The organism is Zunongwangia pacifica, assembly GCF_023499215.1.
GTDB classification, from domain to species: domain Bacteria; phylum Bacteroidota; class Bacteroidia; order Flavobacteriales; family Flavobacteriaceae; genus Zunongwangia; species Zunongwangia pacifica.
On record NZ_JAKHSK010000012.1, the window covers coordinates 45,787 to 71,420 of the forward strand.

At 37.1% G+C, this 25,634-nt stretch carries 27 protein-coding genes and 1 tRNA gene; 9 read left to right on the forward strand and 19 right to left on the reverse strand.

What is annotated here, in order from left to right; translation table 11 throughout:
• From mobB to L1967_RS10015, 5 genes are all read right to left on the reverse strand, one after another.
• The gene (mobB, locus tag L1967_RS09995; protein WP_249601499.1) at nt 1-1,032 is read right to left on the reverse strand and encodes a MobB family relaxase; all 1,032 of its coding nucleotides are present in this window, start codon (nt 1,030-1,032) and stop codon (nt 1-3) included.
• An 11-nt stretch (nt 1,033-1,043) separates the two neighbouring features.
• Entirely contained in the window at nt 1,044-1,424 is a 381-nt protein-coding gene (locus L1967_RS10000; RefSeq protein ID WP_249601500.1) for a BfmA/BtgA family mobilization protein, read from the reverse strand.
• Nucleotides 1,425-1,858: 434 nt separating this feature from the next.
• Nucleotides 1,859-2,056 carry a hypothetical protein gene (locus tag L1967_RS10005; protein WP_228249457.1) on the reverse strand — a complete coding sequence of 66 codons (198 nt, stop codon included), beginning with the start codon at nt 2,054-2,056 and terminating at the stop codon, nt 1,859-1,861.
• A gap of 10 nt (nt 2,057-2,066) precedes the next feature.
• Nucleotides 2,067-2,516, reverse strand: coding sequence for a JAB domain-containing protein (locus L1967_RS10010; protein ID WP_225573241.1), 450 nt, complete (start codon nt 2,514-2,516; stop codon nt 2,067-2,069).
• Between the two features lie 76 nt (nt 2,517-2,592).
• Complete coding sequence (locus tag L1967_RS10015) at nt 2,593-2,934, reverse strand: single-stranded DNA-binding protein (RefSeq protein ID WP_228249456.1); 342 nt, start codon at nt 2,932-2,934, stop codon at nt 2,593-2,595.
• A 400-nt stretch (nt 2,935-3,334) separates the two neighbouring features.
• On the opposite strand from L1967_RS10015, the gene L1967_RS10020 reads away from it, so the two are divergent.
• Nucleotides 3,335-3,532, forward strand: a complete 198-nt coding sequence (locus L1967_RS10020) for a hypothetical protein (RefSeq protein WP_228249455.1) — start codon at nt 3,335-3,337, stop codon at nt 3,530-3,532.
• A 62-nt stretch (nt 3,533-3,594) separates the two neighbouring features.
• On the opposite strand, the gene L1967_RS10025 is transcribed toward L1967_RS10020, so the two are convergent.
• From L1967_RS10025 to L1967_RS10035, 3 genes are all read right to left on the reverse strand, one after another.
• Complete coding sequence (locus L1967_RS10025; protein ID WP_249601501.1) at nt 3,595-4,791, reverse strand: hypothetical protein; 1,197 nt, start codon at nt 4,789-4,791, stop codon at nt 3,595-3,597.
• Nucleotides 4,792-4,852: 61 nt separating this feature from the next.
• Complete coding sequence (locus L1967_RS10030; protein WP_225573244.1) at nt 4,853-5,845, reverse strand: nucleotidyl transferase AbiEii/AbiGii toxin family protein; 993 nt, start codon at nt 5,843-5,845, stop codon at nt 4,853-4,855.
• On the reverse strand, nt 5,838-6,518 hold the full coding sequence (locus L1967_RS10035; protein ID WP_225573245.1) for a DUF6088 family protein: 681 nt from the start codon (nt 6,516-6,518) through the stop codon (nt 5,838-5,840). Before L1967_RS10035 ends, L1967_RS10030 begins: the two co-directional genes overlap by 8 nt.
• A gap of 91 nt (nt 6,519-6,609) precedes the next feature.
• Between L1967_RS10035 and L1967_RS10040 the strand changes: the two genes are divergently transcribed.
• The 7 genes from L1967_RS10040 (at nt 6,610) to L1967_RS10070 (ending at nt 10,929) form a co-directional block, all read left to right on the forward strand.
• Nucleotides 6,610-7,713 carry a helix-turn-helix domain-containing protein gene (locus L1967_RS10040; protein ID WP_225573246.1) on the forward strand — a complete coding sequence of 368 codons (1,104 nt, stop codon included), beginning with the start codon at nt 6,610-6,612 and terminating at the stop codon, nt 7,711-7,713.
• Between the two features lie 90 nt (nt 7,714-7,803).
• Nucleotides 7,804-8,127 (forward strand): hypothetical protein, encoded by a 324-nt coding sequence (locus L1967_RS10045; RefSeq protein WP_143159172.1) that lies wholly within the window; start codon nt 7,804-7,806, stop codon nt 8,125-8,127.
• A gap of 215 nt (nt 8,128-8,342) precedes the next feature.
• Nucleotides 8,343-8,519: a hypothetical protein gene (locus tag L1967_RS10050; RefSeq protein ID WP_200799133.1), complete on the forward strand. Its 177-nt coding sequence runs from the start codon at nt 8,343-8,345 to the stop codon at nt 8,517-8,519.
• A gap of 52 nt (nt 8,520-8,571) precedes the next feature.
• Nucleotides 8,572-8,724 carry a hypothetical protein gene (locus L1967_RS10055; RefSeq protein ID WP_175545957.1) on the forward strand — a complete coding sequence of 51 codons (153 nt, stop codon included), beginning with the start codon at nt 8,572-8,574 and terminating at the stop codon, nt 8,722-8,724.
• 50 nt (nt 8,725-8,774) lie between these two features.
• Entirely contained in the window at nt 8,775-9,269 is a 495-nt protein-coding gene (locus L1967_RS10060; RefSeq protein ID WP_225573247.1) for a Pycsar system effector family protein, read from the forward strand.
• Complete coding sequence (locus L1967_RS10065; protein WP_225573248.1) at nt 9,270-10,256, forward strand: hypothetical protein; 987 nt, start codon at nt 9,270-9,272, stop codon at nt 10,254-10,256.
• Nucleotides 10,249-10,929 (forward strand): hypothetical protein, encoded by a 681-nt coding sequence (locus L1967_RS10070; protein WP_225573249.1) that lies wholly within the window; start codon nt 10,249-10,251, stop codon nt 10,927-10,929. The genes L1967_RS10065 and L1967_RS10070 overlap by 8 nt, the downstream gene beginning before the upstream one ends.
• Nucleotides 10,930-11,078: 149 nt before the next feature.
• Here L1967_RS10070 and L1967_RS10075 read toward each other — a convergent pair.
• From L1967_RS10075 to L1967_RS10100, 6 genes are all read right to left on the reverse strand, one after another.
• Nucleotides 11,079-11,151, reverse strand: a tRNA-Met gene (locus tag L1967_RS10075).
• Nucleotides 11,152-11,499: 348 nt separating this feature from the next.
• The gene (locus tag L1967_RS10080) at nt 11,500-11,682 is read right to left on the reverse strand and encodes a CPXCG motif-containing cysteine-rich protein (RefSeq protein ID WP_249601502.1); all 183 of its coding nucleotides are present in this window, start codon (nt 11,680-11,682) and stop codon (nt 11,500-11,502) included.
• A gap of 1 nt (nt 11,683) precedes the next feature.
• Nucleotides 11,684-13,030 (reverse strand): TolC family protein, encoded by a 1,347-nt coding sequence (locus L1967_RS10085; RefSeq protein ID WP_249601503.1) that lies wholly within the window; start codon nt 13,028-13,030, stop codon nt 11,684-11,686.
• Complete coding sequence (locus L1967_RS10090) at nt 13,020-16,217, reverse strand: efflux RND transporter permease subunit (protein WP_249601504.1); 3,198 nt, start codon at nt 16,215-16,217, stop codon at nt 13,020-13,022. The genes L1967_RS10085 and L1967_RS10090 overlap by 11 nt, the downstream gene beginning before the upstream one ends.
• 2 nt (nt 16,218-16,219) lie before the next feature.
• Nucleotides 16,220-17,356 carry an efflux RND transporter periplasmic adaptor subunit gene (locus tag L1967_RS10095; protein ID WP_249601505.1) on the reverse strand — a complete coding sequence of 379 codons (1,137 nt, stop codon included), beginning with the start codon at nt 17,354-17,356 and terminating at the stop codon, nt 16,220-16,222.
• Between the two features lie 64 nt (nt 17,357-17,420).
• Nucleotides 17,421-19,337 carry an ATP-binding cassette domain-containing protein gene (locus L1967_RS10100; RefSeq protein ID WP_249601506.1) on the reverse strand — a complete coding sequence of 639 codons (1,917 nt, stop codon included), beginning with the start codon at nt 19,335-19,337 and terminating at the stop codon, nt 17,421-17,423.
• Nucleotides 19,338-19,403: 66 nt separating this feature from the next.
• Here L1967_RS10100 and L1967_RS10105 point away from each other — a divergent pair, with 66 nt between their 5' ends.
• Nucleotides 19,404-19,814, forward strand: a complete 411-nt coding sequence (locus tag L1967_RS10105; RefSeq protein WP_249601507.1) for a DUF983 domain-containing protein — start codon at nt 19,404-19,406, stop codon at nt 19,812-19,814.
• On the opposite strand, the gene L1967_RS10110 is transcribed toward L1967_RS10105, so the two are convergent.
• From L1967_RS10110 to porK, 5 genes are all read right to left on the reverse strand, one after another.
• Complete coding sequence (locus L1967_RS10110; protein ID WP_249601508.1) at nt 19,796-20,857, reverse strand: NAD(P)/FAD-dependent oxidoreductase; 1,062 nt, start codon at nt 20,855-20,857, stop codon at nt 19,796-19,798. The genes L1967_RS10105 and L1967_RS10110 overlap by 19 nt on opposite strands.
• An 82-nt stretch (nt 20,858-20,939) precedes the next feature.
• Nucleotides 20,940-21,830, reverse strand: a complete 891-nt coding sequence (gene porN / locus L1967_RS10115) for a type IX secretion system ring subunit PorN/GldN (protein WP_249601509.1) — start codon at nt 21,828-21,830, stop codon at nt 20,940-20,942.
• Nucleotides 21,831-21,848: 18 nt separating this feature from the next.
• The gene (gene porM / locus L1967_RS10120) at nt 21,849-23,405 is read right to left on the reverse strand and encodes a type IX secretion system motor protein PorM/GldM (RefSeq protein ID WP_249601510.1); all 1,557 of its coding nucleotides are present in this window, start codon (nt 23,403-23,405) and stop codon (nt 21,849-21,851) included.
• Nucleotides 23,406-23,446: 41 nt separating this feature from the next.
• Nucleotides 23,447-24,109 carry a type IX secretion system motor protein PorL/GldL gene (porL, locus tag L1967_RS10125; protein WP_249601511.1) on the reverse strand — a complete coding sequence of 221 codons (663 nt, stop codon included), beginning with the start codon at nt 24,107-24,109 and terminating at the stop codon, nt 23,447-23,449.
• A gap of 52 nt (nt 24,110-24,161) precedes the next feature.
• Nucleotides 24,162-25,532: a T9SS ring complex lipoprotein PorK/GldK gene (gene porK, locus L1967_RS10130; RefSeq protein WP_249601512.1), complete on the reverse strand. Its 1,371-nt coding sequence runs from the start codon at nt 25,530-25,532 to the stop codon at nt 24,162-24,164.
• Between the last annotated feature and the right edge of the window lie 102 nt (nt 25,533-25,634).

Sequence of the window (25,634 nt, forward strand, 5' to 3'; positions counted from 1 at the left end):
TTAAATACCTATGGAACTTGATTTGATAGCTACTTCCACGCCGCGGCGTAGGCGGTTAAAAGCTTTCATTGCTAATTGCGCTTGAGAAACCGGAATGCTGGGCAGCATCGGAACACCACTTTCTTTTATCATTTTAAAGGCAATCGCTTTTTCATTGGTGGGCAGTTTCATCAGCGATGCAAAATAGGCTTTCGGGTTTTTAATGAAATCCTTTCGAGCTTTGTAGGTCTCAGCGAAGTTCCGTTGATAGCCAAAAGTTTTATCAAAAGTCTTCTCCGCCCGCTGGAAAAACCCATCACGGTCAAAGCCTCGTTTTACTTTCTTCCCGTGCATCTCGACTTCCGATGCCTTATGCTTGCTCCCCGGGGAAAGGCTAAAGGTATTGGAGGCATCCTTTCGGCTTACGATGATATGGATATGGCTTTGTTTTCCGGATTTTGGCATTCCCTGAACGATACGCTTTCCATCCTGCTGATGGGGCGCTTCCCTTTCTAATTTGGAGATCCCTCGTTGCAGGGATTTAATTTCCCCTTCCCTACTTTGTGCTTTCAATTGTCGGATCTCATTTTTAAGCTGAAGGATTTGAGTAGCATAAGGCTGGTTTTCTTTAATCTGCCAATCGGTCCCTTTAAAACTACGCTGGTGTTCTATTTTTGCATAATACTTAATATCTTCAATACGAATAGGTCGTCCGTTGATTTCACGGTTGAACGATGCCACATAATCCTTCATCAGTTCCCGGGTGTATCTTTTTAAATCTTCGCTACTATTCTGTAATCGGTTCAGTTCGTATTTGGAAGGGCTGACCGTAATGGAATAAAATTTGGGTTCGGTCTTTTTGAGTTTAGCAGCGTTGCCATCAATTTCTTTGACGACTTCTTCAGCGGAAATCTGATCATCATATTGATTGAAAAAATCTTCCATTTCAGAAGGCTCCAAGCCTTCGTTTTCTTTTTCCAGGTAACCCACAAAATCGCCTGAACTTTGTGAATAATTGCCTCCCAGTTTTTGAGGTGTGATCGTGATGTACATAGCTCAAAAATTTAGTGTTCGTTATGATGATTTTGCTTTTCCTGAAACCTTACTTTAGGTTGTTCTTCGGCATATTTCTTTTCCACAATCAAGGGTTTCTTTTTGGGTTCTTCTATTTCAAACAGTGATTGAATCATTGCCGCAGTCGGTTTGGTTTGTGTCTTTTCCACGTCCCGCATTATGGCGATAACGGCATTAATCCTTTTTAAAAGTTTCGCTTCTATTGTTCTTCCGGTAGGCCCTAATTTTTCTTTTGGGGAGATCTCATTGTAGAAGAAAAAGTTGAGCATTGTTTCCAATGCTTCGGTGTGTGATTTGAAGTGTGTTCTTGAAAATTCCTGAAAACGTTTTGCCGTTTCCTTTTTGAACCTGATGCCGATAAATGAATCCATAATTCGCCGATTTGTCGCAAATCCTTCCCTAAAAATGGGCGTTCACAGGGCATTTGTCGCAAATTGTAGGAGGTCGAGAATTTTGTCTTTTTACAAATTACTGAATATCAGATATTTGAAAATCAAAAGGAGTACTAAACATCGCATCGCGTGTTACCCTCTTGCTACTCCTTTTCGTCCCGCCCAGCGGGACAAAATTCCGTACAATTTGGCTAAAAGCCAATTGCCAGTTTCAGGGAAATAATTTCCTGTTATGTGATTTTTCGATAGGTACGGTTATCGGCGAAAGTCAAAAAATGGATAACCCTACGTAAAATTGAATGCTGAATTTCAGCGAAATAAAGATAGTGATTTTTATTGAATTGGAATTAATCAAGCAAAAAAACACCTCCAAAAATTCAGAGGTGCTTGACTTGACTATAAAGTTTAGAAAATCAGATATTGAATACAAACGTATAGGAATACAAATTCCGTAATGCTTCTTCTTCTATCATCGTTTCAAAACAAGTATAATTTTCCCTTACGTATTTGCGGATGTCCTCCCCAAATTTTCGTTCCACATCCTTTTTAGAATTCTCCAAAAGTCGGTTTTGAGTCTCTTCGCTCAAGTCGGTAAAATTTAGATAAATCATAAGCGTGATTTTAAAGGATTCCGTTATCTGCAAAACTGTAATAGTCGCCATCGGGAGAAATTATCAAATGGTCTAGAACTTTAATATCAAGTAACTCTCCTGCTTTTTTAATTTTTTGGGTCAGGCGTTTATCCGCTTCACTTGGTTTTAAGGTTCCACTCGGATGGTTATGTAATAAAATTACTGCGGTAGTGAGACTCTTTAAGAGTACGGCAAATAAGATGCGCACATCTACTAAAGTGCCGGTAATCCCCCCGTTGGAAACCTCATAAATCCCTTTTACCTTATTGGCATTATTGAGCAATAGTATTTTAAAGGTTTCGTGTAGTTCGATTGTTTCTTTGTTCCAATGGCTATAGGCTAAATCTGCCGCACTTTGGGAACAGGTGATCTTGGGAAGTAAATTTGCTTTGGTGCTTCCGCTGTAACTTATGGCTATTTCATTAACTTTGCTTTTCATTATTAGCTTATTTAGAAGGTTAATAATTAAAAGAGGGCGAAACTTTCGACGATGACGCCCTCTTTGCTTTTTAGAATTAATTGTTTTTGCTTCCTAGTAATAGGATTTCATTGGCTTCCACCTCGGTTACATAGCGTTGGTTTCCCTCTTCGGTGGTATAGCTTCGTGTTCGTAGTTTTCCCGTTAGGGCTATTTCTTTTCCTTTACCTACATAATTTTCGATAATCTCGGCTGTCTTGCCCCAAGCTACAACGGTGTGCCAGTCGGTGGACTGTACTTTTTCGCCCTTGTTGTTTTTGTAGTGTTCATTGGTAGCGATTGATAAACGGGCTACTTTTTTTCCGCTTTCAAGGTTGGTAATGGTTGGTTCCTGTCCAACGTTTCCGATTAACTGTACGTGATTTTTTAAAGTACTCATAATAAAATATTTAAAGATTAATAATGCTATCTGAACCATTCAGACAGTTTGCGTTTCTATTTTTTTGAAGTGATTTACTTATTATATCTTGAGCGTTTTCCTTTTTTGTTTTTTTTGGTGCCGCTTCCTTTTTGATGTTTTGTATGATTTCATAAGATTCATTTTAGATTTACTTCCCATAGCGCCCTCGCTGTTACCTTTTTTTGTTGCTGATACAGTTTCAATATTTGGAATTGATAAGGATTTATAAAAAAGAGGCACGACTGGCTTATGCAATCCGTTCAACTTCCAAATGTTGGTATTTTGCTATCAAAAAAAGGGAGGGACAGTGAGGGTGCGGGAGTAGACCTAAAGGCTTTTGTGAAGTACCAATACATAGGAAGTGGCACCAAATGATTAAATGGAATTCCGATGGGGCGGACTTCGTTCACGATTTCGGATGGGAATGCAGTGTTCCTTCCCAGAGCATCGGGAAGGGTCAACGGAATGGAAAGGAGAAATTGTGGATGGTGTCCAAGACTTTTTAGGGAAGCTTTTTTGCCGAAATGTAGCTTTTCGCGGAATGGAGGGGCAATGTGCTGAACGGTATTTTAAATAATGGAAGTGTTTTTAGTTAAAACACAGTACACTAATACAGATTAGCTAAATCTAAACCTGAAATTATTGTTTATTAATTCCAAATCCATCAAAATCTTTCAATGAATAATCAGAATTACTAGATTGTAAAGAATTTTTGAAATATCCAAGTTCTTTTTGAATCTCTTTAGCGTGCTTAACAAAATCATCAGAAACCTCAGGAATGTAGTGGTAACAAATATCATAGACGCTCTCATCCTTTCCGTTGGATCCAAAAGCTAGTCCAATAACTGTAATTACAGATGGGTTTAAGTATCGAGCGACAATGCATCTCAACTCTAATTCTCTCTCTTTCCCTTCCCAATTTTTTTGTGTTAGAGGCATAAATACATACATATGATTGGCACCTGGCTGTGGGAGAAGCATTCTACCAATTGACTTTTTTTTAATAGCATCATCAAGAGCTAAACCTAATTCAGTTCTATTTATCCTGTCCTCTAGATTTATTATTCGGATTGCATTTTCTAAATCTTGAATTTGCTGATCATTTGTTTCATCTTTTATGTGATAAGCGTGTAATTGGTTTATCATATAATCCCAAATAAAACTAGGTGCAATTCTTTTTCTCCAATCACTATAATCTTCTGACTTAATGTAACTTTCCCAAAGCCCACCAGAACCAGCAATTGAATCTACTGGATAATCGAACTCAAGTCCTGTCTGAATATAAAGAGCAAAGAAATCCGTTTCCTCTGGAAGTAACATATGATTTGAACTAAGAAATTTTTCTTTTGCTGTTAGATATCTTGTAAAATCTGTTATTGTGTCAAGTTCACTGATAATAGTAGCTGTTGATTGTTCATCAAATATGTGTACAAAACCCTTATTATTCATTCCCATAGGCAATGGAAAATCATAATCACTTCCAAAAGCAATAGCGATTCTATAAATGGTTCGTTCATTTTTATCTGGTAGAGCAACCTTCGTGGTCCGATTCTTTAATGTTACGTCATCAACATTTTTCAAGAATCTTTCTGCTCCATAAAGCTGTTGAATTGAATCGTCCACAGCCTTTTTAACCCATCTTGAGTATTGGATGCTTTTATCTTTGTGGCTAGATACTTGTATATCTTTAACAGAAATCAAAAGGATTGTGCTACCGCATACAACGAGCACATCGCATAATTCTTTGTCCTTCTTGCCTAAAGGGTTGGGAAAACTCCAAAATGGTAAAAAAGATTTTTCACATAAATCTGCTACATATTTTTCTGATGGTGTCATTATATTTTAATTAATTGGAAAGAATTATTTGATGTAAAGACTGGTTGCCGAACAATTTAAATCACCATTTTAACTCTCGGATTTGTTTCTGGAGTTTATTAAGCCTTTCCGTCAATTCTTTCCAAGAAAGGGTATTACCCGAGAACATACTTTCTTTCATCTCATTATAATCGTCTTCGTAATGTTTAATAACATTGTCAGGTGGTAAAATGCAAATAGCCTTTGGCTGATGATCTTCATAATCTACTCCTTTCACAGCTGAGAATTTACTTCTGTGGTCAATGATGTGAAAATACAAATCCTTATCATTCAAAGCTTTTTTGCCAAACTTAGTATCCATTAAGCGTTCTAAGTCATATAAGTGTCTGCTAAGACGATCAACTCTAATTACTTCCTTTTGCCATTCCTCGTGAAGCAAAAAAACTTTTTCTAAAAATGTTCGTTGGGGTTGTACTGTTCTTACTGGAAATGTTGGGTTGGTAAATGTCGTATCTGGATATTCCTGATCCACTAAAGAATTAATGGGCACTTCTTCAAAAGGCTCTATCAATGATCTACAGCTTATCTCAAGTAAAATTCTCGGAGTAACATATTTGTTCTTTTCCGTCAGAGGTTCATACGTAATATAAATTCTTAACGGGTCAGTGTCAGATGCTTCATATGGCTCCACCCCAATAGAGGTAATTGGAAGTTCTTTCTTTGCGATTTCTTCTGTTAAGTGCTCAATCAATTCTGTACTAATAAATTTAGAGTTCTTCTTTCGTAATTTCTTAATTTGGGTTCTTGATAATTCACCAGGCATATCAAAAAATGTACGATCAATCGCTAAATCAATGTCTTCGGAAAAACGTCTTATCAAATTATACCCCTTACTTAAAGAAGTACCTCCCTTAAACACAAAAGCTTCAGCATAGGGAAGTGAGAAAACTATCCTCATAATTTCCGTAACCCACCAATCTTTTTCTACCGCATAGGATGGAAGACCTGTTCTAACAGCAGTCTGACTAAAAATTAATGCCTTTCTATCATTATCAAATTGTAAAAAATCACTCATAATAATACATCAGTAAATCACCAAAAATGTTTGCAATCCAAGATGGAGCAAGCTTCATATCGTGATATAACAATTCCGGTTCTTCCTTTTTAAGTTGTTCTTTAATTTTGGCAATTTCTTCTTTGGTTACTTTTTCTTTTCCAATCTCTTTTAATGCCTGTATTGCAAGACCGCTCAACCTACCCTTGGCAGCTAAATTTTTTGGGCTGGCTTTTTTGAATTTTATTTTTCTCTTACCAATTTTAATGGTGCGAGGCGAACCATCGGTTAAAAAAACCACATTCAATGGAACTTGTGTTGAAAGCCCTAGTAAATTCAAAGCTTGTAGTCCAGTCGGAATAATGCGAGCGTTATCACGCAGTGCAATTTCTTCTGCGATAGTTTCGATATCCGGATACAGTACACCCAATAACTCATCTCTTTCAGGGTATAGATAAATACCACGTGCTAAACGTTCTAAAAACCCTTCATTGGTAAGGCGCAATAAGGATTTTTTCGTGTTTTCTACCCCATACTTTATTTCAAAGTCTGATGGCAACACTATCTTACCTTTATTTCCAAGTTGGATATCGCTCTTTATTTTTTCTTTTACAGACTTCACTGTTTTAATTTGTCCCAAAAATATACTTTTTTTGGGACATTTTAAAATGAAAAAACCAACAAAATTCTTCAAAAAACACACAATTAAATAAAATTTTACATTTTTGTGTGTGTAATAAATTTTTCGTATTTTTGTAAAAATGTTGAACTAACACGTTTAAAAAATGGAACTTGGAAAAAGAATAAAACAGTTAAGGCAAGATGCAGGGCTATCCCAGCAAGAATTTGCTGATTACACAGGATTTTCAGTTTCATATATCCAAAAGTTTGAAGAAGGAAAACGAGAAATGAAAACCAATCATTTAATACGCTTTTCTAAAGTTTTAAATTTGAAACCATTCGATATAATAAATACTGAAAGCACAAACTTAGAATACAATCCGACCAACAAGTCTGCATTCTCGATGACTAATATTGAATATAGGGAAAAGCAAGACTCACACAAAATTTTTGAAAATGAAATCATAGAAACCATTTCAAATGATTTCTTCAACATCATTGAGCTTGAAAACATAATGGACGATAAAATCAAGTTCAAAAATCCAGTTGAAGATATTGTGATAACCAATGGTGATGATATTGAAGATGCAGTCAAGGTTATTCGCAAAAAATGGAAACTTGGAAAAAACCCTATATACGATGTTATCCACCTATTGGAAAACAAGGGTATCAAAATATTTGAGGTAGAAAAACCTAATAGCTTTGTTGCTTTTTCTGGTTGGGCTGGAGAAGTACCAATTATCGTACTCAACGCTGTAAATCCAGACATTGCACGAAGGCGCTTTACAACTTTGCACGAGTTGGCCCACCTGATACTTGACTTTGACATTGACGACCACAATAAGATTGAACGTTTTTGCAATCACTTTGCAGGTGCAATGTTGCTTTTTGAAGATGTCCTGTTTGACCACTTCAATAATCAAAGAAACGGTATCACACTAGAAGAACTAAAGAGCATTAAATCTGCCTATGGCATATCCATTTGGGCTATTATAATGCGCGCCCTAACTCTCGGCATTATCAATTGGGACACTTATCACTCTTGGAAAGAGAACTATGACCAATGGCGAGAAAATGAAACCTCTTTTGGCGAGTATCGCGGTGTAGAAAAACCAAAACGATTTTTCAGCCTATTGGCAAAAGGATTGAATATCGATAATAGGGAAGGTAAATCTTTACTTTCCCATACAAGGGCGGCGGAACTATCAAATATGACAGTAAAAGATATTAAAGCTAGGTTTGGTGGTAAAAACTTTATGAGAAACTAGATGTATATATTCAGTGACATAGAATTATTGCTTCTCTTGGATAGTCTAAGGATATTGGACAATTCAACAGATTGTTTTTATGTAACTGAAATGGCACTTGAATCACCTTGTTATGATTATGTAGAACAAAATCGTCTGAAACGCTTGGTAGAAGAAGGTAAAATAAAAACATACTCGCTGGAAGGCGATTTTTTTAAGTTCTCTTGTAAGGAAAGTATAAAGTTCAACGGGTTGCACATTATGGATTTTGCAGCTATTTATTATTGCAAAACAATAAATGGATGCCTTGTGGAAAGAAACGATGTGATAAAGGAATGCGCCTCAACTAATGGAGTCAATGCCTTATCAGTCGATGAAATATTGAGTAGTATTGTTAAAGAAAAAAAGTATATGGAATTTATAAAAGCACTATAAAAAAAGCTGACATCTAGATATCAGCTCTATTATTTACTTTAAGATAAGATTGGAATATTATCTGTAAAGACTTTGTTTTTGGCGAAACAAATATACCGTTTATTTCGGTATTTACAAGTCCCTCACACATAATCTTCCCTTTTCAATTAGAGTAATAATCCGCTACCATAATGGTGGCAAGAAATATTTGTTTAATTACTCAAAATAAACCTGTTATGGCAAAGAACAAACCGTATGGTGACAATGCTAGAAAAGGGGCAGTTAAAAACCGTTCCCAAGTATTTAATCCCAAAACTGGGCTTTACGTTAAAAGAGATTCCGACTCAGGAAAATTTATGGATGTAAAAACCAGCGGCGGAAAATTTAAGGGTGTTACCGATAAAAGTAAGTAACGCTTCAGCGAAACCCAAATGCTGTGAACTTGGGCAAATTTAAATTTTGACTATGAATTATTCATTTCAAAATGACAGGTTGAGTCTTTGTGAAAAAGACACCTGTTTACATTTAAAAGGAAATAACGCTAAAGTTATTTCTACAATTCTTACTGTGGTAACTTTTGTTGCGGCTGTTTCAGCCATTGCAAAGACTATTAAGTAATCAACTAGGCTGGTTCTTAGGATTCAGCCTAGTTAATAATTTAACTCTCTATGGAAAAAGAAAGATTGGAATATACCGTGAGTCGCCTAGATCATTATTACGATAGCGTTAACAACAAAACAGCAGTTTATATTGCCATAAATACCTTTATCACAGGTGGTGCAATTACGCTATTAACCCAAATTCAGGAATTCTTTGATAAAGAAATATGGCTCTTAATATTTTTAGCAGCGATTATTCTATTTGGCGTTGGCAGCCTCATACTGCTGGCATTAGCAAGTATGCCTTATTTCTCACCTAAGTCAGATGTGGAATCGCTATACTATTTCGCCAGTATCGCTCAGAAAGACAAAAAAGAATTTTTCGAGCTTTCAAAAAAGCAAGATAAAAAAGAGAATGTAAAAGATTTGAGAAATCAAGTTTTTGTTCTTTCACAAGGCTTGAAATCAAAATTCAAAAAACTAAAGTGGGCTTGTCGCCTATTAATCGTACAATTTATGCTATTGACACCCTTAACCTGCATATTAATTAAAATAACCTCTTAAATGAACTTATTTGAAGACTACAAAAACGTAATTAAAAAAGCGGTCGAGAACGACCCTACAAAATCAAACAAAATCTACGGATTAAGCGAACCTTTGTTGGAAAGCAACCGTGAATACCTTAAATCGTTGAGAAACGAACTTCCAGGTCGAGAGCTATCCCACGAAATGAAATTATTTGCGAAAGGGATGGGTGTGCCCGAGACTTTTGATTATCAGCCGTTGGGAAGTCATCCAGACTTTGCGCACTTAAAGGGTACAGACCTAGTTGAAGAACATTGGATAATTTCCGGCTTCATAGATGTTAAGAAAAGCACTAAACTCTTCAACAATTTCACAAAAGCAACTGTAAGGTTGATTACAGAAAGTATCATCCGAGCATCAATATTTGCAGTAAACCTATGCGGTGGCTACGTGCATCGCATACAGGGCGATGGTTTAATGGTATATTTCGGCGGAAAAAAGAAAGAAAAGCTAAAAGCCGTAGAAGATGCCTTAAAGTCCTTCTCTATGATATCCTATTTCGTGAAAAATGATCTTAAAGAGTTTTTTGAAGATAATGGTATTCAAGACATACATACAAGAGCAGGATTGGATTTGGGTCATTCCAAACAAGTGGATTGGTTCTATTCCGGCATTGGTGAATCAGGCGAAGTTACTACTTGCAGTCTTCATACGAGTCTTGCACCTAAAATGCAAAGTAACGCAAAAAACAGTGGCATAGTTGTAGGTCACAATGTGACAACACAACTTAGAAAGGACAAGTATTTTGAGCAACGAAGCAAAGAAATACACGATTATGAGGATGGAAGAAAATATTACCAATACAACTTTGATTGGGAACGCTATTTGGTAGATAACAACCTAGCTGTTCAAAATGATATGGGTGTCTTGGTATTGACAATTAACACCTTTCCTGATCCCAACAGGAATAGCCGTGATTTGTATCCAATCGCTTCTAAAAGTAAACCTTACTTCAACTATGGGTAAAAAAGGCCTCAGTACTGATATTGAAAATTTTCTGGACAAATATTTTGCCTTTGAGAAAGTTGAAAGCCCTAAAACCGGATATTTAGCTCTGGAAGGCAAAATAAGTGTCTTAGACAAAAGTGATAAGCTCTGGGGGCACTTTAAAATCCTAATTCTTATAAACGAAGCTGAATACCCATATACCGTTCCTATGGTAATCGAGAAAACTCAAATTATCAATAGAGATTGGGACTTTCATATTTCCAAGAAAGGGGAATGTTGTTTGGACATTCCGCATAAGCTAATGAAAAGAAAAGGGAGAGGTATCGTTTTTGAAGAGTTTTACAGAGAAGTTATATATCCTTTTTTTGCCAATTATCATTATAAAGAATCCACAGGGGGTTATGCGAATGGGGAATACAAGCACCACTTTGATGGTATCGCACAATTTTACCAAGAAGAATTTGGACTATCTGATTTAAAAAATATTGTTTCCTTATTGGAAACGGCCATTAATGGCATCAAATATCACCCCAATAAAGAATGTCCATTATGTGGCGGGCCTAAATACAAGAAATGTTGCCGGAAGAAAATCTATGATTTGAAAGGGTATGGCTTGCAACAATTAAAATTTGATTTGGCACTTTTTAGGAAATACAAACCTCAACTCAATATAGAACAAGTTTCGAACTGAAACTATAACCAAAATAAGATATAAGTACAATTGACATCAATTCTCTTCAAATTAAAATTCTTGAAGAAAAAATTTAAAATGTTGTACCTATGTTGTACCCAGTCTATAAAAAAAGGCTTCACATTTCTGTGAAGCCCTGTCTTTGCTAGTAGCGGGAACTGGACTCGAACCAGTGACCTTCGGGTTATGAGCCCGACGAGCTACCTACTGCTCTATCCCGCGATATATATTGTATAATATCTTATTTCAGTATGTCTTGATATCGCTTATTGCGTTATCGGGATGCAAATATACAACGCTTTTTCACTTCTCCAAAACTTTTTTCAGAAAAATATTTAGCAATTCAACTAAATATTAAAATTCGATATTTAAGAGACTTATTTTGTAAAAAGTATCCTCTAGACAAAAGCCTTAAAATCAAAGAATTTCAGGGAAAAATTCAAAATGACTGGTTAATTGATATTTTCTCAGTAACTAAAAAAATAATCAGATTTCTTTCTAATGTGAAGAAATAGCTGCGAACAGATTTTAATAGAGCCCAAAAAAGACATTCAACATCAATGCATCTGATTACTGCTCGATACTTTCTGCTGCAAACTCCATTAATTCGCCATCCTGAAAAGAGACCGTAAATTCTATTGGATTACAGCAATTCTCGCAATCTTCAATATAAGTTTGGCGGCTTACTGAAGGGTCTAAAAGTACCGAGATTTCTTCCCAGCAATAAGGACATTGAAAAAAATGTTCAAACATATCAAAACTCAATATTTAGCAACTGGCCGGTTAATTGTAATAATTGCAGTTCGGCCAATTTTGCATCGTACTTCGCTAAGTTCAGACTCGTCTTGGCGTCCAGCAAATTAATCTGTGCCTGCCTAAACTCAATCGAAGAAATTTGTCCTAAACGATATTGCTCTTCAGATCGGTTAAAATTATCCTCGTTGGTGAGTACATTTTCTTCCTGAACGCGATAGATGTATAGCTTATTCTCATAATTGCCTAAGGCATTGGCAATATCTCGCTCTACTTCTAATGCGATCTGTTTTTTCTGAAGTTGTTGATTTTCTTTATTGATTTTCGCATTCTGAATAGCCACACTGGTTTGCCCGCCGTCAAATAGATCCCAGGATAAATTCACTCCCGCTGAAAGACCATCTGTAGTTGTGGTAGATCCCGGAAAAAAAGCGGTAGCCGCACTAATATTCCGGTTCCAGCCATAAGACCCTGTAAGCCCAACCGTAGGCAGATATCCCGATTTGCTTACTTTAATATCGTAATCGCTAATCATGATATTACTTTGCGCCTGCAACAAACTCACATTATTTTGAGCTGACTGTGCTAAAAAAGATTCGATTTGTAATTGCGGAATAAAATCGACTAAAGTATCGACCTGAAATTCTCGATTATTGATATCCCTATTAAGAATCACATTTAAATCCCGTTTGGTATTTTGTAATTGCTGTCGGGTTTCAATAAGATTAATACTATCGGTATTCACATCGACTCTTGCATTGAGGACTACCAAATTATTGGATTGTCCATATTCAAATTGATACTGTGCCCTTTTTACTCTCTCCTGTGAAATCTGAAGGGTTTCCTCTAAAACCTCCATATTCTGGCTTAACCTCGCTACTTCGTAATACACGCTTAACAGCTGAAGTATTGTATTTTCTATCGTTTCCCGGGCTTCTAATTGAGAGAGATTATATTGTTCTTTTAAGCTCTTATAATTATAAAGCCTTCCCAATCCATCAAAAAGCGTATAATCTAAATTGATTGAAGCATTGTATGATTTCCCTTCAATTCCCTTCTGATCCACAACATCACCATCCTCGGGTTCTGTAAGTCGGTCGTTAAGATTATACGTATAACCGCCATTTCCACGTAAAGACGGTAAGTAACCCGAATTTAAAATACCCTGATTATTTTCTGCTATTTCGACATTATTATTGGCCATTTTGATACCATAATTACTTTCCAGAGCTCTGGCGATAACTTCTTCTTTAGTAAGCAGAGAATCTTTTACCGTTTCTTGCGCGTTTACTGAAAAAGAAAGCAACACGAAGAAAAAGATCGTAATATGTATCACCTTAGTATTCATCTCTATTTTTTTCAGCTTCATGTAATTCTTTAATTGTTCGCTCTACAGACTCCCTTTCTACCCGCTCTCCAGTAGCAAGCCACTTACTCCCTACTTTTATGCCATTGGTGATCGATAATAGCAATGGCAGCAAGAAAAGTGTTAATAAAGTAGCAATCGCTATCCCGTAACTAATAGAAATTGCCATAGGTTTTAAAAATTGCGCCTGTCTGCTCTTTTCTAAAAGCAAGGGTGCCATACCTGCAATAGTCGTTAAAGAAGTTAAGAAAATAGCTCTAAAACGTGATTTTCCGGCTTCGTAGATTGCCTCTTTAAATTTCAATCCGTCCCGTAAATTCCCATTGTATTTTCCTATAAGGACGAGTCCGTCGTTTACCATAATTCCCACCAGAGCAATAATTCCCAATGCTGAAAGCATATTGATAGGAAAGTCATGGATCCAATGTCCCCAGGCTACGCCAATTACACTAAAAGGAATCATAATCATTAAAAGGAAGGGCTGACTGTAACTTCTGAAAGTAAACGCAATGGTTGCATAAATAAGGAAAAGAATAACCGGCAAAACGGTACTTGCCGAACTTACCAGTTTTCCTGCTTCACGATTCTGCCCTTCATAAGAAACACTCAAACTAGGATATTTTGCCAATAAATCTGGCATCACATTTTCCTGAATATCTGCTAAAATATCGGTAGAACTCCCGTTAGGATCTTCCATATCGGCACTTACCCTAATTTCACGCATTCCATCAAGATGACTTATCGATTCGGTTCCCCGGATAATTTCATAATTGGCGATTTCATCAAAAGGCACACGATTACCGCTAGGGGTCATGATACGCATATCGTCTAAATCGTTGATCGAGGATCTATTTTCCAGGTCGTAACGTACCCAAACTCTAATTTCGTCCTGCCCACGCTGAAAACGTTGTGCCTGTGTCCCAAAAAATCCATTTCTAACCTGTCGCATCACATCGGCCAGATCTAAACCTAAAGCATAGGCATTATCTTTTAAATGAATATTAATCTCTTTTATCCCTTTTGGATCACTATCACTAACATCCTTTAATAAAGGATTGTTCTCAAAAATTGTTTTCAGTTCTTCCTTGGCCGCTTCAAGTTCATCCAGATTATTTCCTAATAAGGAAACAGATACCGGAGAGCCACCAAAGTTCCCTCCCGATCCAAAGGTTAAGTTTTCTACTCCGTAAACGGGCCCAACTTCATCTCGTATGGCATTGGTGATTTCAGGTGCTCCAAAATCTCGTTCTTCCCCCGGCAACAGGTTCACCTGTATAGAGGCTTTATTGTTTCCCGGCCCTACTCTTTTAATCGTGTTTTCGATAACCGACAGGTTTCCTGTCTGCCGTTCTGTAAAATCCTTGTTTACCCGCCAGGCCGCTTCCTCTACCATCGTAATAATCGAGTCGGTTCTTTCGGGATTAACGCCTTCAGGCATTAAAAGATCAATAGAAATCCGGTCACTGGCGACACTTGGGAATAATGTAATTCTAATAATATTCCCTCCAATCGCTCCAAAAGTCAGAATTAAAACAGCCAGTAAAATCCCGATACTCAGGATTTGTTGTTTCAGTATAAAATCTAAAGTAGGAGCGTATAATCTATCACGAAGAAAAAGCATAATCCGGTCCCCCACTTTATTGATATCCCTCATTTTTCCAAAGAACTTTCCAACCGCTGTTTTTGGCTTTGGCGCATTACGCATTAAGGCTTTAGAATGTGCAATGTGTGCCGGCAAAATGATTAAGGCTTCAATTAAGGAAACCACGAGCGTTAACATCACCACAGTAGAGACTTCACCAAAAAATTCACCTATCCGACTATCCAGAAAAAGAAAGCTGGCAAAGGCCAAAATCGTAGTAATGATTGCTGAAATAATGGGAGGCACTACTTCCATCGTTCCATCTAAAGCTGCTTTGATGGGATTTTTACCCATCTCGAAATGCTGATAGATATTTTCTGAAATCACAATCCCATCATCCACCAGTATTCCAATAACGATGATCATCCCAAAAAGCGAAAGCACATTGATAGTTACGCCAAATTGTTCCGCAAAAATAAACATGCCTAAAAATGCTACGGGTAACCCAAAAGCTACCCAAAAGGCCAATCGTGTATTTAAAAACAGGGAAAGGAAAAATAGCACCAGTACAATCCCCATGATTCCGTTTTCTACAAGCAATTGTGTTCTTTCCTGTAATCGAATAGACGAATCGAAAATCACGTCTAACTGCACATTACTGCTTTTACGATTGTAATCTTCAATATATTCGTTTACCTGCTCGGCAGCGGCAAGTAAATCTTCAGAGTTGGTATTACTGATCGTAATATTTACACTCTGATTTCCGTTAAAAAAAGAGGCGTTTGGTGTTTCTGAAAATTGATCTGAAACCCTGGCAACATCAGATAATCTTATAATTTCTCCACTGGTTGTAGATTTTAAAACCAGATCCTGTAAATCTTCAGCATAATAAGCTCGATTATTGGCCCTAATTAGATAATCTTCACTACTGGTTTTAATCGTTCCTCCTGTGGTCAATATATTGGCTCCCGAAACGGCCTGAGCCACCTCTTCGAACGTAAGGTTATAGGCCAAAAGATCGTTTTCCCTAACCGCAATTTCAATCTCTTCTTCAGGGAAACCATCGATTTCGATCTGCGAAATCCCCTCCATCATTCGCAAATCATTTTCAATTTGCTCGCTAATCCTTTTTAAGGTCACTAACGGAATTTTATCTCCGCTAATCGCAAACCGAATCGTAGGTCGTATCGATTCTTCTTTAGCAACAATTAAAGGTTCCATTCCTGTGGGAAATGTAGGCACTCGATCTACCGCGTTTTTTACCTCGGTAAGCATCACATCGATATTCTCATCACGCTCAATCTCTACAGTGATTGAGCCTCCACTTTCTCGTGCTACAGAGGTAACCCGTTCTATTCCTTCTAAACCTTTTAAATTATCTTCTATTTTTAGAATGATCCCTTCTTCAATTTCCTCGGGTGCCGATCCCGGATAAGTAACATTAATATTTATCATTCGGCTTTCTTCTAATGGGAAAAAAGAAGATTTTAAGGTAAATGCTCCCAGGGCTCCAAACAAAAGGAAAGCTATAATTACGATATTTACCGCAACTTCGTACTTAATAAAGTAACTAATTAGTTTTCTCAAAGCTATTCGTTTTTTGCGGTGTCTTGTACTTCTTCAGCATTTACTAATTGCCCGGCATAAGCTCCAGGCACCGATGCAGCAAGTATTCTGGTTCCATCTTCCAGACCTTTTACCACAACCGTTTCTGTACTAAAATATACCGGCTCTACGCTTACAAGATCTAACACGCTATCTCTAACCACATAAACTTTAGAGCGTTCTACAAGTAATTCCCTCGGAATTTCGAGCGCATTGGGTTCTTCCTTTGCATCGAGCATGGCCTCTAAATACATTCCTTCCTGAATATTTTGTCCTTCTACGCGAATAAATACCTGAATGGTTTGTGTTTCCAGATTTACCCTACCGTTAATTCGGCTTACTGTACCGGTGTATTTTTGAGTCCTATCAAGGTTTTGGAGCTTTACTTCTTTCCCTACACTTAGTAAATCACTAAATTTTTTAGCTATAGAAACCTGCAATTCGTACACTGAAGGATCGATAAACTCCCCTAATTTTTGCCCAGATCTAATTAGTGTTCCTTCTTTAACCAAAGCTTCGGTAAGAATACCATCAAAAGGTGCGATATGAGTATATTTCCTTAACCGCTCTTCCAGGTTTTTAATATTATAATAGGCGGAAACAATGCCACGCCCACTAATAAAATATTTTTCTTTATCGGTTTCAATTTCCGGAAGTGAAGGAACCGATCTGTTGATATCGAAATTGTTTAAATATTCCTGCCATTTTTCAAATACTTCAGGATAATCTAAACGCAAATCGGGCATTATCGCGGTGATACTATTATACAAATCACTTTTGGCCGATTGCACACTGGCAGCATATTCCGCTGCATCGATATTCAGTAAAACCTGACCTCTTTTATATTTTTGCCCGGGTAGGAAATTATGCGAACTACTTCTAAAAATGCCCTGAACTTCTGAGTATAATTCAACTTTGCGTAAAGCCGAAACGTTTCCGTTAGCTGGAATGCTGATGGGAACCGTATCGTTTTTTACGGTTTTTACAAATACATTTTTTACAACTTTCTGTATTTCAGGATCCTTTTTCACATTACTGTCAATGATCCATTTTGCTGCAAATATGGCTCCCACGATAAGTAAGAGTCCAAGAGCTGAGAGAATTATCTTGCGTATATCCATAATTATTTACTTGGACTCTTAAAACTCGTTAAAGTTTAATCGAATATTTTAATTTTTTAAGAATTTAGCTAATATCTTCTATTTCCAACTGCACATCTTCCCATTCCTGCATTAATTTTTTCAGGTGTTTCTTTTTATCATTGTAGCTATCCAGAAAATTGGGCTGGGCTATAGTCTTCTCATAATTCGTGGCCAGCTCCTGATCTTTTTTCTTAAGATCTTTTTCGATTTTAGTGATTTTAGACTCTACTTTACTCAGCTTATTCTGTAGCGATTTTAATTTTTTCTGGTCTTCGTAAGATTGCTTCTCTGAAGTTTCTTTTTTTACCGCAGCTTTCGGAGTTTTATCTCTTTTTTCTACAGCACGCATGTCTTCCAATTTGCGCTGCTCCAAATAATAGTCGATATCGCCTAAATATTCCTTTATCTTTTTATTTCTGAATTCGTAAACGGTACTTGTTAACCCTTGAAGGAAATCCCTGTCGTGAGAAACAATAATCAAAGTGCCTTCAAAATTCTTACAGGCTTCTTTTAAGACATTCTTGGATTTTATATCCAGGTGGTTGGTAGGCTCATCCATCACCAAAACGTTAAAAGGCTGCAAGAGCATTTTACAAAGCGCCAGCCTGTTTCGTTCTCCCCCAGATAATACTTTTACCTTTTTATCTACATCGTCACCACGGAATAAAAATGATCCCAACATATCGCGAACTTTAGCGCGATTACTCTCATTCGCAGCGTCGACCATGGTATCGTAAATACTTTTTTCTCCTTCTAAATAATCTGCCTGATTTTGTGCAAAATACCCCAGCTGAACATTATGTCCCAATTTTAGGTTTCCGGAGTGAGAAATTTCATCGATGATAATTTTTGCCAGCGTGGTTTTTCCCTGTCCGTTTTGCCCCACAAAGGCGATTTTACTACCACGTTCGATCAGTAAATTGATATCTTCCAGCACCTGATGTTCTCCATAAGCTTTCCCTACATGCTCGGCTTCTACCACTACTTTACCGGGTTGTACCGAAACCGGAAAACTTATGTTCATCACCGCATTATCATCTTCATCTACTTCTATACGATTAACTTTATCCAGTTTTTTGATTAAAGACTGTGCCATTGAAGCTTTAGAGGCCTTTGCCCTAAATTTTTCGATAAGCTTTTCTGTCTGTTCAATTTCTTTTTGCTGATTTTTTTGCGCTGCTAACTGCTGTGATCTTAGCTCTCCGCGAAGTTCCAGATATTTTGAATACGGTTTTTTATAATCGTATATTCTACCTAAAGAAATTTCTATGGTTCGGTTCGTTACATTATCTAAAAACATCTTATCGTGAGAAACAAGGATCACACAACCAGGATAAGAATTAAGAAAACTCTCTAACCAGATAATACTTTCGATATCCAGGTGGTTGGTAGGCTCATCGAGCAGTAAAATGTCGTTATTTTGAAGTAAAAGCTTAGCAAGTTCTATCCTCATTCGCCATCCTCCCGAAAAGGTATCGGTTAGTTTTTCAAAATCTTCCCGCTTAAAACCAAGGCCCAGCAACACTTTTTCGGTATCACCTTCATAATTATAACCACCAATAATTTCGTATTGATGGGTTACATCGGTGAGCTCCTGAATCAATTCTGTATACGAATCGCTTTCATAATCGGTACGCGTGACTAATTGATGATTTATTTCGTTCATTTTAGCCTCTAAACGCTTAATTTCCTCAAAAGCCTGATACGCTTCATCCAAAACCGTACGCCCCTGTACAAAATCGATATCCTGTTTAAGGAAACCAATCCTTAAATCCTTATCCTTGGCTATCTGACCGCTATCATATTCCTGTTCGCCAGCAATAATTTTTAGCATGGTAGATTTCCCGGCTCCATTTTTACCAATAAGACCTATACGATCACCGGCACCTAAACGAAAACTAATTTCCTGAAATAAATATTCTCCTTGAAAAGAGACTGAAAGATTATGTATGTTGAGCATTATTGTAACGAATGTAACTTAAGATTCGTGCAAAGATGATTAAATTTGTAATGCAAAAAAAATATTATGAAATTCTTAAAAGGCACCAAGTTATACAGCATTTTTACAGGCACCTGTCCTGTATGCCAGGAGGAAAGCATGTATAAGGAAAAAAATCCCTTTAAATTAAGCAAAGTTTACGAAATGCATGATCGTTGCTCGCATTGCGGAACAAAGTATAAAATTGAGCCTTCTTTCTTTTATGGTGCAATGTATGTAAGCTATGCCGTTGGTGTTGCCTTTGCAGTTGCCGCTTTTATTATTGCTCATTATTTTTTAGGTGGCGGACTACTCACCTCATTTTTTGCAATTGCAGGTACTCTAATTGTTTTTATGCCTATTATTATGCGACTTTCAAGGAATATCTGGATTAATTTTTTCCTTAATTACGATAAAAATGCAGCTTCTAAAGCGAAGCATCAAAACGAAGATTTATAAAATTTCTTCTGAAAACGTGCAATATCGACTTCTGGCGGTAAAGGGATATCGTCCTCAATAAAGTTTAGAAGTTTTTCTGAAAGTAAAGGAGCTATCAAAACACCACGACTACCAAAGCCATTACAAATAAAAAGTCGGGGATGTTCTGGATGATTCCCTACTAAAGGTCTACGATCTGAAGTGGCAGGCCTTATCCCGGCAACCTGATCTACAATTTCGTATGTACAGGTAATTAGTTGATCTAAATCCCGCTGTAATTTTTCTTTTGCCTGTAAAGTTGGCTCCTGCGTTTTATCCTCATGATTATAAGTCGCACCAACCTTATATAAATCATTTCCTAATGGAAGGATAAAAACTGAAGATTTCACCGCTTGTTTTAGTTGTAGATCCTCCGATTTAATCACCAGATACTCGCCTTTATTTCCTCGTAGCGGCAAATAATTAAAATAAGGATTTTTCACTACGCCAAAGCCTTCACAAAAAAGAATATTCTTTGCTTCTACGCCATCATAAGAAACTGAATCTTCCTTCAATTTCAATTTTGTATAATCGAAACGTTCATTTTTTAATAGTTGGTGACTTTGAAGATATTTTTTATAGGAATTCACCAATAAATCAGTATCTAAAGCACCGGTTTTATCCACTTTTCCAAAAGAAAAATCACTAGGAATAAATGAATTAACTTCTCTGATCAGTTGTGTGTTTAAAAATGGAGATAGTCTAAAATTATCGGCAGCTTCAAACCAGTTATTTTGCTCTTCAACCGAATGAAATCTGCGATAAATATTAAAAGAATTTAATAAATCCTCTCCCAGCTTTTTCTCGAGTTTCTCATAAAACGGAATCGAATAATTTATTTGCTTATCGGCTTCCCAGGCAAGTGTAAAGCGCTTTAAAATAACCGGATTATAAATACCTCCTGCTACTTTTGTAGAAGTTTGAGAATCGTCTTCAAAAACAACAAAACTTCGCTTCCTTGCTTCTAAATGATTAGAAAGTGCAATACCACTAAGCCCTAATCCAACAACTATATAATCCAGCATAAATACATTTTAGTACTACAAATTAAGAATAAAAAAAGCGCCCTTAAAAGGCGCTTTCCAATTATTTATTAAGAATCAATTTTTAATAATTCCACATATCTTGTTCAAAATTGCGGATTTGCTCTTTAATTCTTTCCGACTCTAAAAGCTGCATAAAACTATTATCAACAATATAATCATTGATTTGGCGATCTCCCTGCACGTTATCTTCTTTATAGATTACAGAATTAAACCTTCTTGAATTTAAAAGCTGATCGTAAGAAACCGTAGTATTATTGCCAATATAAGCTTTAGCTTTATAAAGCACTTCTCTAGCATCTGGATACCAAACCCAGAAAAGGTCTACAAGATCATTTAGCTCTGAATCGTCGATAAAGTTAACATCGGGAGCTCTTGGTGCAATACCTAAAATTCGATATTTAAGCTCTGCCTGTCGCTTATCAAAATACCAGATGCCGCGAATTTTATATTCCTGGATGTCTGCCGCACTTAAATCTCTACGATCAATAAACTGCTCTTCTACTTCCTGGCCGGCATTATACTGCTCAATTCCGTAATCTGTAGTATCCACTCTTGATAGGGTGGCGCGAATATCTTTTAAAGTCCGTTTTTCAGTAAAATAAGAATCTGCATAAATATTTTCAATCTTACCCTCTTTAATGGCTCGAACTAGAACATCGTAAAGAGACCTTCTATTGGCAGAAATATTTAAAGTATCCACAGGATAATATAAAGGGAAATTCACACGTTCATCCAAATCGATAATCTCCCAGGTACCTTTAGACCAAAGCACATCACGATCATCTACATAACCATATTCCAGAGGGCCATCGTTTGCAGCATCTACAAGTTCTGCTTCTGATGGTTTTCCTATATCCTCTGGCTTTTCTGCATTTAAAATATTAGCTGTTTGCGCTAAGCTGGAAAAGCCAACTAACAGAAACAAACTATATATTATATATTTCCCTTTCATAATATTTTACTTTTCTTCTTAATTCGTAAGTTCTATAAATACCGGAGCGATCTTTTTAAGCTTATAACCACTATTGGTAGTTAATGAAGCATCGATATCAAATATCTGAACAGTTTCACCTCTACCAGCTCTTCGCAATGCAGCCTTCGCAGCATTATCCAATCGGTTTCCACGAACTGTTACTGTTGGTTGTCCAGAAACTTTAAAACTAAATCCGGTAACCCTTAAGCCAATATCGAAATCGAAATCTGGTAACTCAGCACCAACTTCAGAGGCTTCCAAACTGTTTCGTTGCATTTTAACCGATCCCGTTTCTCTTCGTATTGATCCAACAGGACTTGGAATATCTTTAATTCTGAACGTCGAACTAGACGGGTAACTTTTTCCATCTATGGTTCCTGTTACGTTGATCTTAACCTCTCTTTGCTGAAGCGTGGTCACATCCATAATGTAACTACTTCCGGAAGCTCTAGATAAACCTGGAGCGCTAGCCTGAACATTATTATCTGGAACACCAGCCATAGAAATAGTCAATGGGTTTTTAACACCACGGTATAACACATTCATTTTATCAGCAGAAATTGTTGCTGAATTTGGCTTTGGAATCACAGCAAATTTCTGGTTGACCGAAACCTCTATAGGCTCCTCCCCTTCATTAAATATAAGCTGTCCTGTAATGCTATGATCTCCTGCATTTCCTGCCGGAACATTTAGCACAACTTTACCACCCTGAAGGGAATAATCACTTTCAGAAAGTGTTCTGCCATCTAATTTTAATTCAATTTTATTCGGCTTTGTGGTTTCGTCACTTCTCCCCAGAACAATTGCTCCATCAAAAGTTTCTCCCTGATAATAAGCAGACTTCTCAGTTTCTAATATCGTAGTATAATTACTCATAGAAACTTCATCACTTAATTGATCTTGTAACATTGCAGATAAAACATCATTCTCTGTTGTTTTTACATCAGATTGTAATTGCGTTAACTGCGTAATAGAGGCGATTAAAGGAAATCCTTCGAAATTGTAAGTTAACCACGGCTTTTTAGTGCCTTCACTATCTTCTATTTCACCGGTATTAAATTTACGTTCGATTTCACTATTTAATGAAGTAAAATCTTCGCCTAAAGTATTAATGAGCCCCTCACGATAAGTGTCTATTTTAGCTACAAATTCCTGCCCTGCTGGAGTTATTTTCCCTCCTGCAAAAAATTTTTCATCTAAAATATCAGGCTTATCCATAGACTGGTAATCCTCTGGATCATCTAACTCCGCAGTTAAATCATTTTTAACTCCTGCGATGTATGCGTCTAAATCTTGAGAAAGTTGATTAATAGTCTCTGCTTTTTGAGCCAATTCGGCATATTTCGCTGCCTGTTCATTTGCTTTAGACTTTAATCCCTGCATTGCCGCAGCATTTCTCTGCTCGGTAGTGGCGTTAGATTCCTCTAACTTTTCATTCATAGAGCCAAAGGCTACCAAAACCTCTTTCGACATATTAAGTGCCATCATTGCGATGAACACCAAATACATCAGGTTAATCATTTTCTGCCTTGGGCTTTGTTTTCCTGATGCCATTTATTTTATATTCTAATTAGTTAATATATAAAGTCTAAAAATTACGCTCTTCTTTGCCCGTGCATAGCGGTTAACATACCTCCATACACACCGTTTAAAGAAGCCAGGTTCTGTGTTAACGAATCCATTTCAGCTTTAAGCTTACCGGCATTCTCAGCCACAGCTTTATTAACCTCAGCTTGTCTTGCAGCAGATTCTACCTGAACTTTATATATACTATTTAGAGTTTCCATTTGTGTAGCAGCAGTAGTTAACTCCTGGCTGTATTTTTTCTGAGAAGCCATTGCATCCACCGTTGGGGCGATACCTTTAGCGGCACCTTCAAAATTTCTTATGCTATCACCAAGACTTGTCATTAATGCCGCATCAACTTTTGCATCACGCAACATCTCGTCTAGCTTTTTAGAAAGCATTCCCTGGGCGTCCTTAGTTTCTTCGATCACTACTTCTTTCCTTTTTGGAGAAGTAATCGCTGCGCTTCCCTGTGCTAATTCTGGATAAACAAGTGACCAGTCGTAACCCTCATCTACAGGTTCGAAAGCAGAAACGATAAATACTAAAGCTTCTGTTATAAGACCTGCAATCAACATTTCATTACCAAAGGGCCAGTGCATAATTTTAAAAAGCGCTCCAAGGATAACTACGGCCGCACCAAGACCGTACACCATATTCATAACTTTTGCTCTAGTTTTTGATTGTGCCATAATAAATAAAAATTAAGTTTTAAAGGTTGTTATTTAGGGGTTGTTGGTTATTTTATTTTGAAGGAGTTGGCTGGTTTAAAGGAACATCGTTACCTAAGTAATCCTGTACTGTTCTAAAACCAATATAACTTCTTGCTGAATCAGCATATTCATAATCTCTTGACGAAACCTGTAAAAAGTAAGCCACATCTTTCCATGAGCCACCTCTCACTACTTTTCTAGGATCTTCGTAATTATTCACCGTTGGGTTCATGGAAGACATATAATCGTAAGATGCCGCATCATAAGAAGAGTTCACCCATTCTGCAACGTTACCAGCCATATTATACAAACCGTAACCATTAGGGTCGAAAGATTTAGCTTCTACCGTATAAAGTGCCTGATCTGCAGCATAATCACCTCTTAATGGCTTAAAGTTCGCCATAAAACAGCCACGATCATTTTTAGTATAAGGCCCACCCCAAGGATACGTTCCTCCTTCTAGACCACCACGAGCAGCATATTCCCATTCTGCTTCAGTAGGCAATCGGTAATGAGGCACATTACTATCTCCTCTGGTTTTACGAAAATCATTATTGTATTTTGTTCGCCATTGTGCGAAGGCTCTGGCTTGTTTCCAGGTTACCCCCACTACCGGATAATCATCAAAAGCACTATGCCAAAAATAATCATTATGCATAGGCTCATTATAGGAATAATTAAAATCTTTAATCCAAACCGCTGTATCTGGATATACTTCAACCACTTCGGTTTTCATATAATTACGACGCTCACCTTTTCCTCTTGCCGCCGCTTCAATATCTAGCCAGCTATACTTAAACTTTAAGTTTTTAACATCTATCGTCCTAACTCCATTGTAAGCATCTTCCTGCGGAATATACAATTGGTCCATCACCCTTGCATAAGCCACATCCGGATAATCCTCTGTATCCCAAATAATATCTACATCTTTATTAAGCTTACGGTTTTCATAAGCATCCATTTCACCGCCTGTCCCATAAGTTTCAAGCATGTATTGCTGATATGGGGTAAGATCTGATTCGTCTGCATCTGCAAATGCATACTCTCCAATTCCTTCTGCACCGGGAGTTGCTCCTTCAAGCTCAGCTTCCATCGCAAGCATTACACGTACTACAGAGTCCTTCACATAATTTACAAATTGGCGATATTCTGCGTTGGTGATTTCGGTTTCATCCATGTAGAATGAGTTGACTGTAACCGTTTTTGGTGGGGCATTTAGTTGTCCTGCTATATCATCATCAGATTTCCCCATAATAAACGATCCTCCGGGGACTAAAACCATCCCAAAAGGCTCTTCAGGGTTCCATCTTTTTCCTTCCGCACCTACAAGCTGTCCTCTGTCATTACTCCCACAACTGTAGATTAAAGCAAGAACAGCAACTAGCGAAACAATTTTCTTCATAATACTTTTTAGGTTAAGACATCTCAATTTAAGGCAGTAAACCTATCTAATTATTTTCTAAAAAACAATAGTTTTAAGAAAATTACAATATAACCAGGCCTT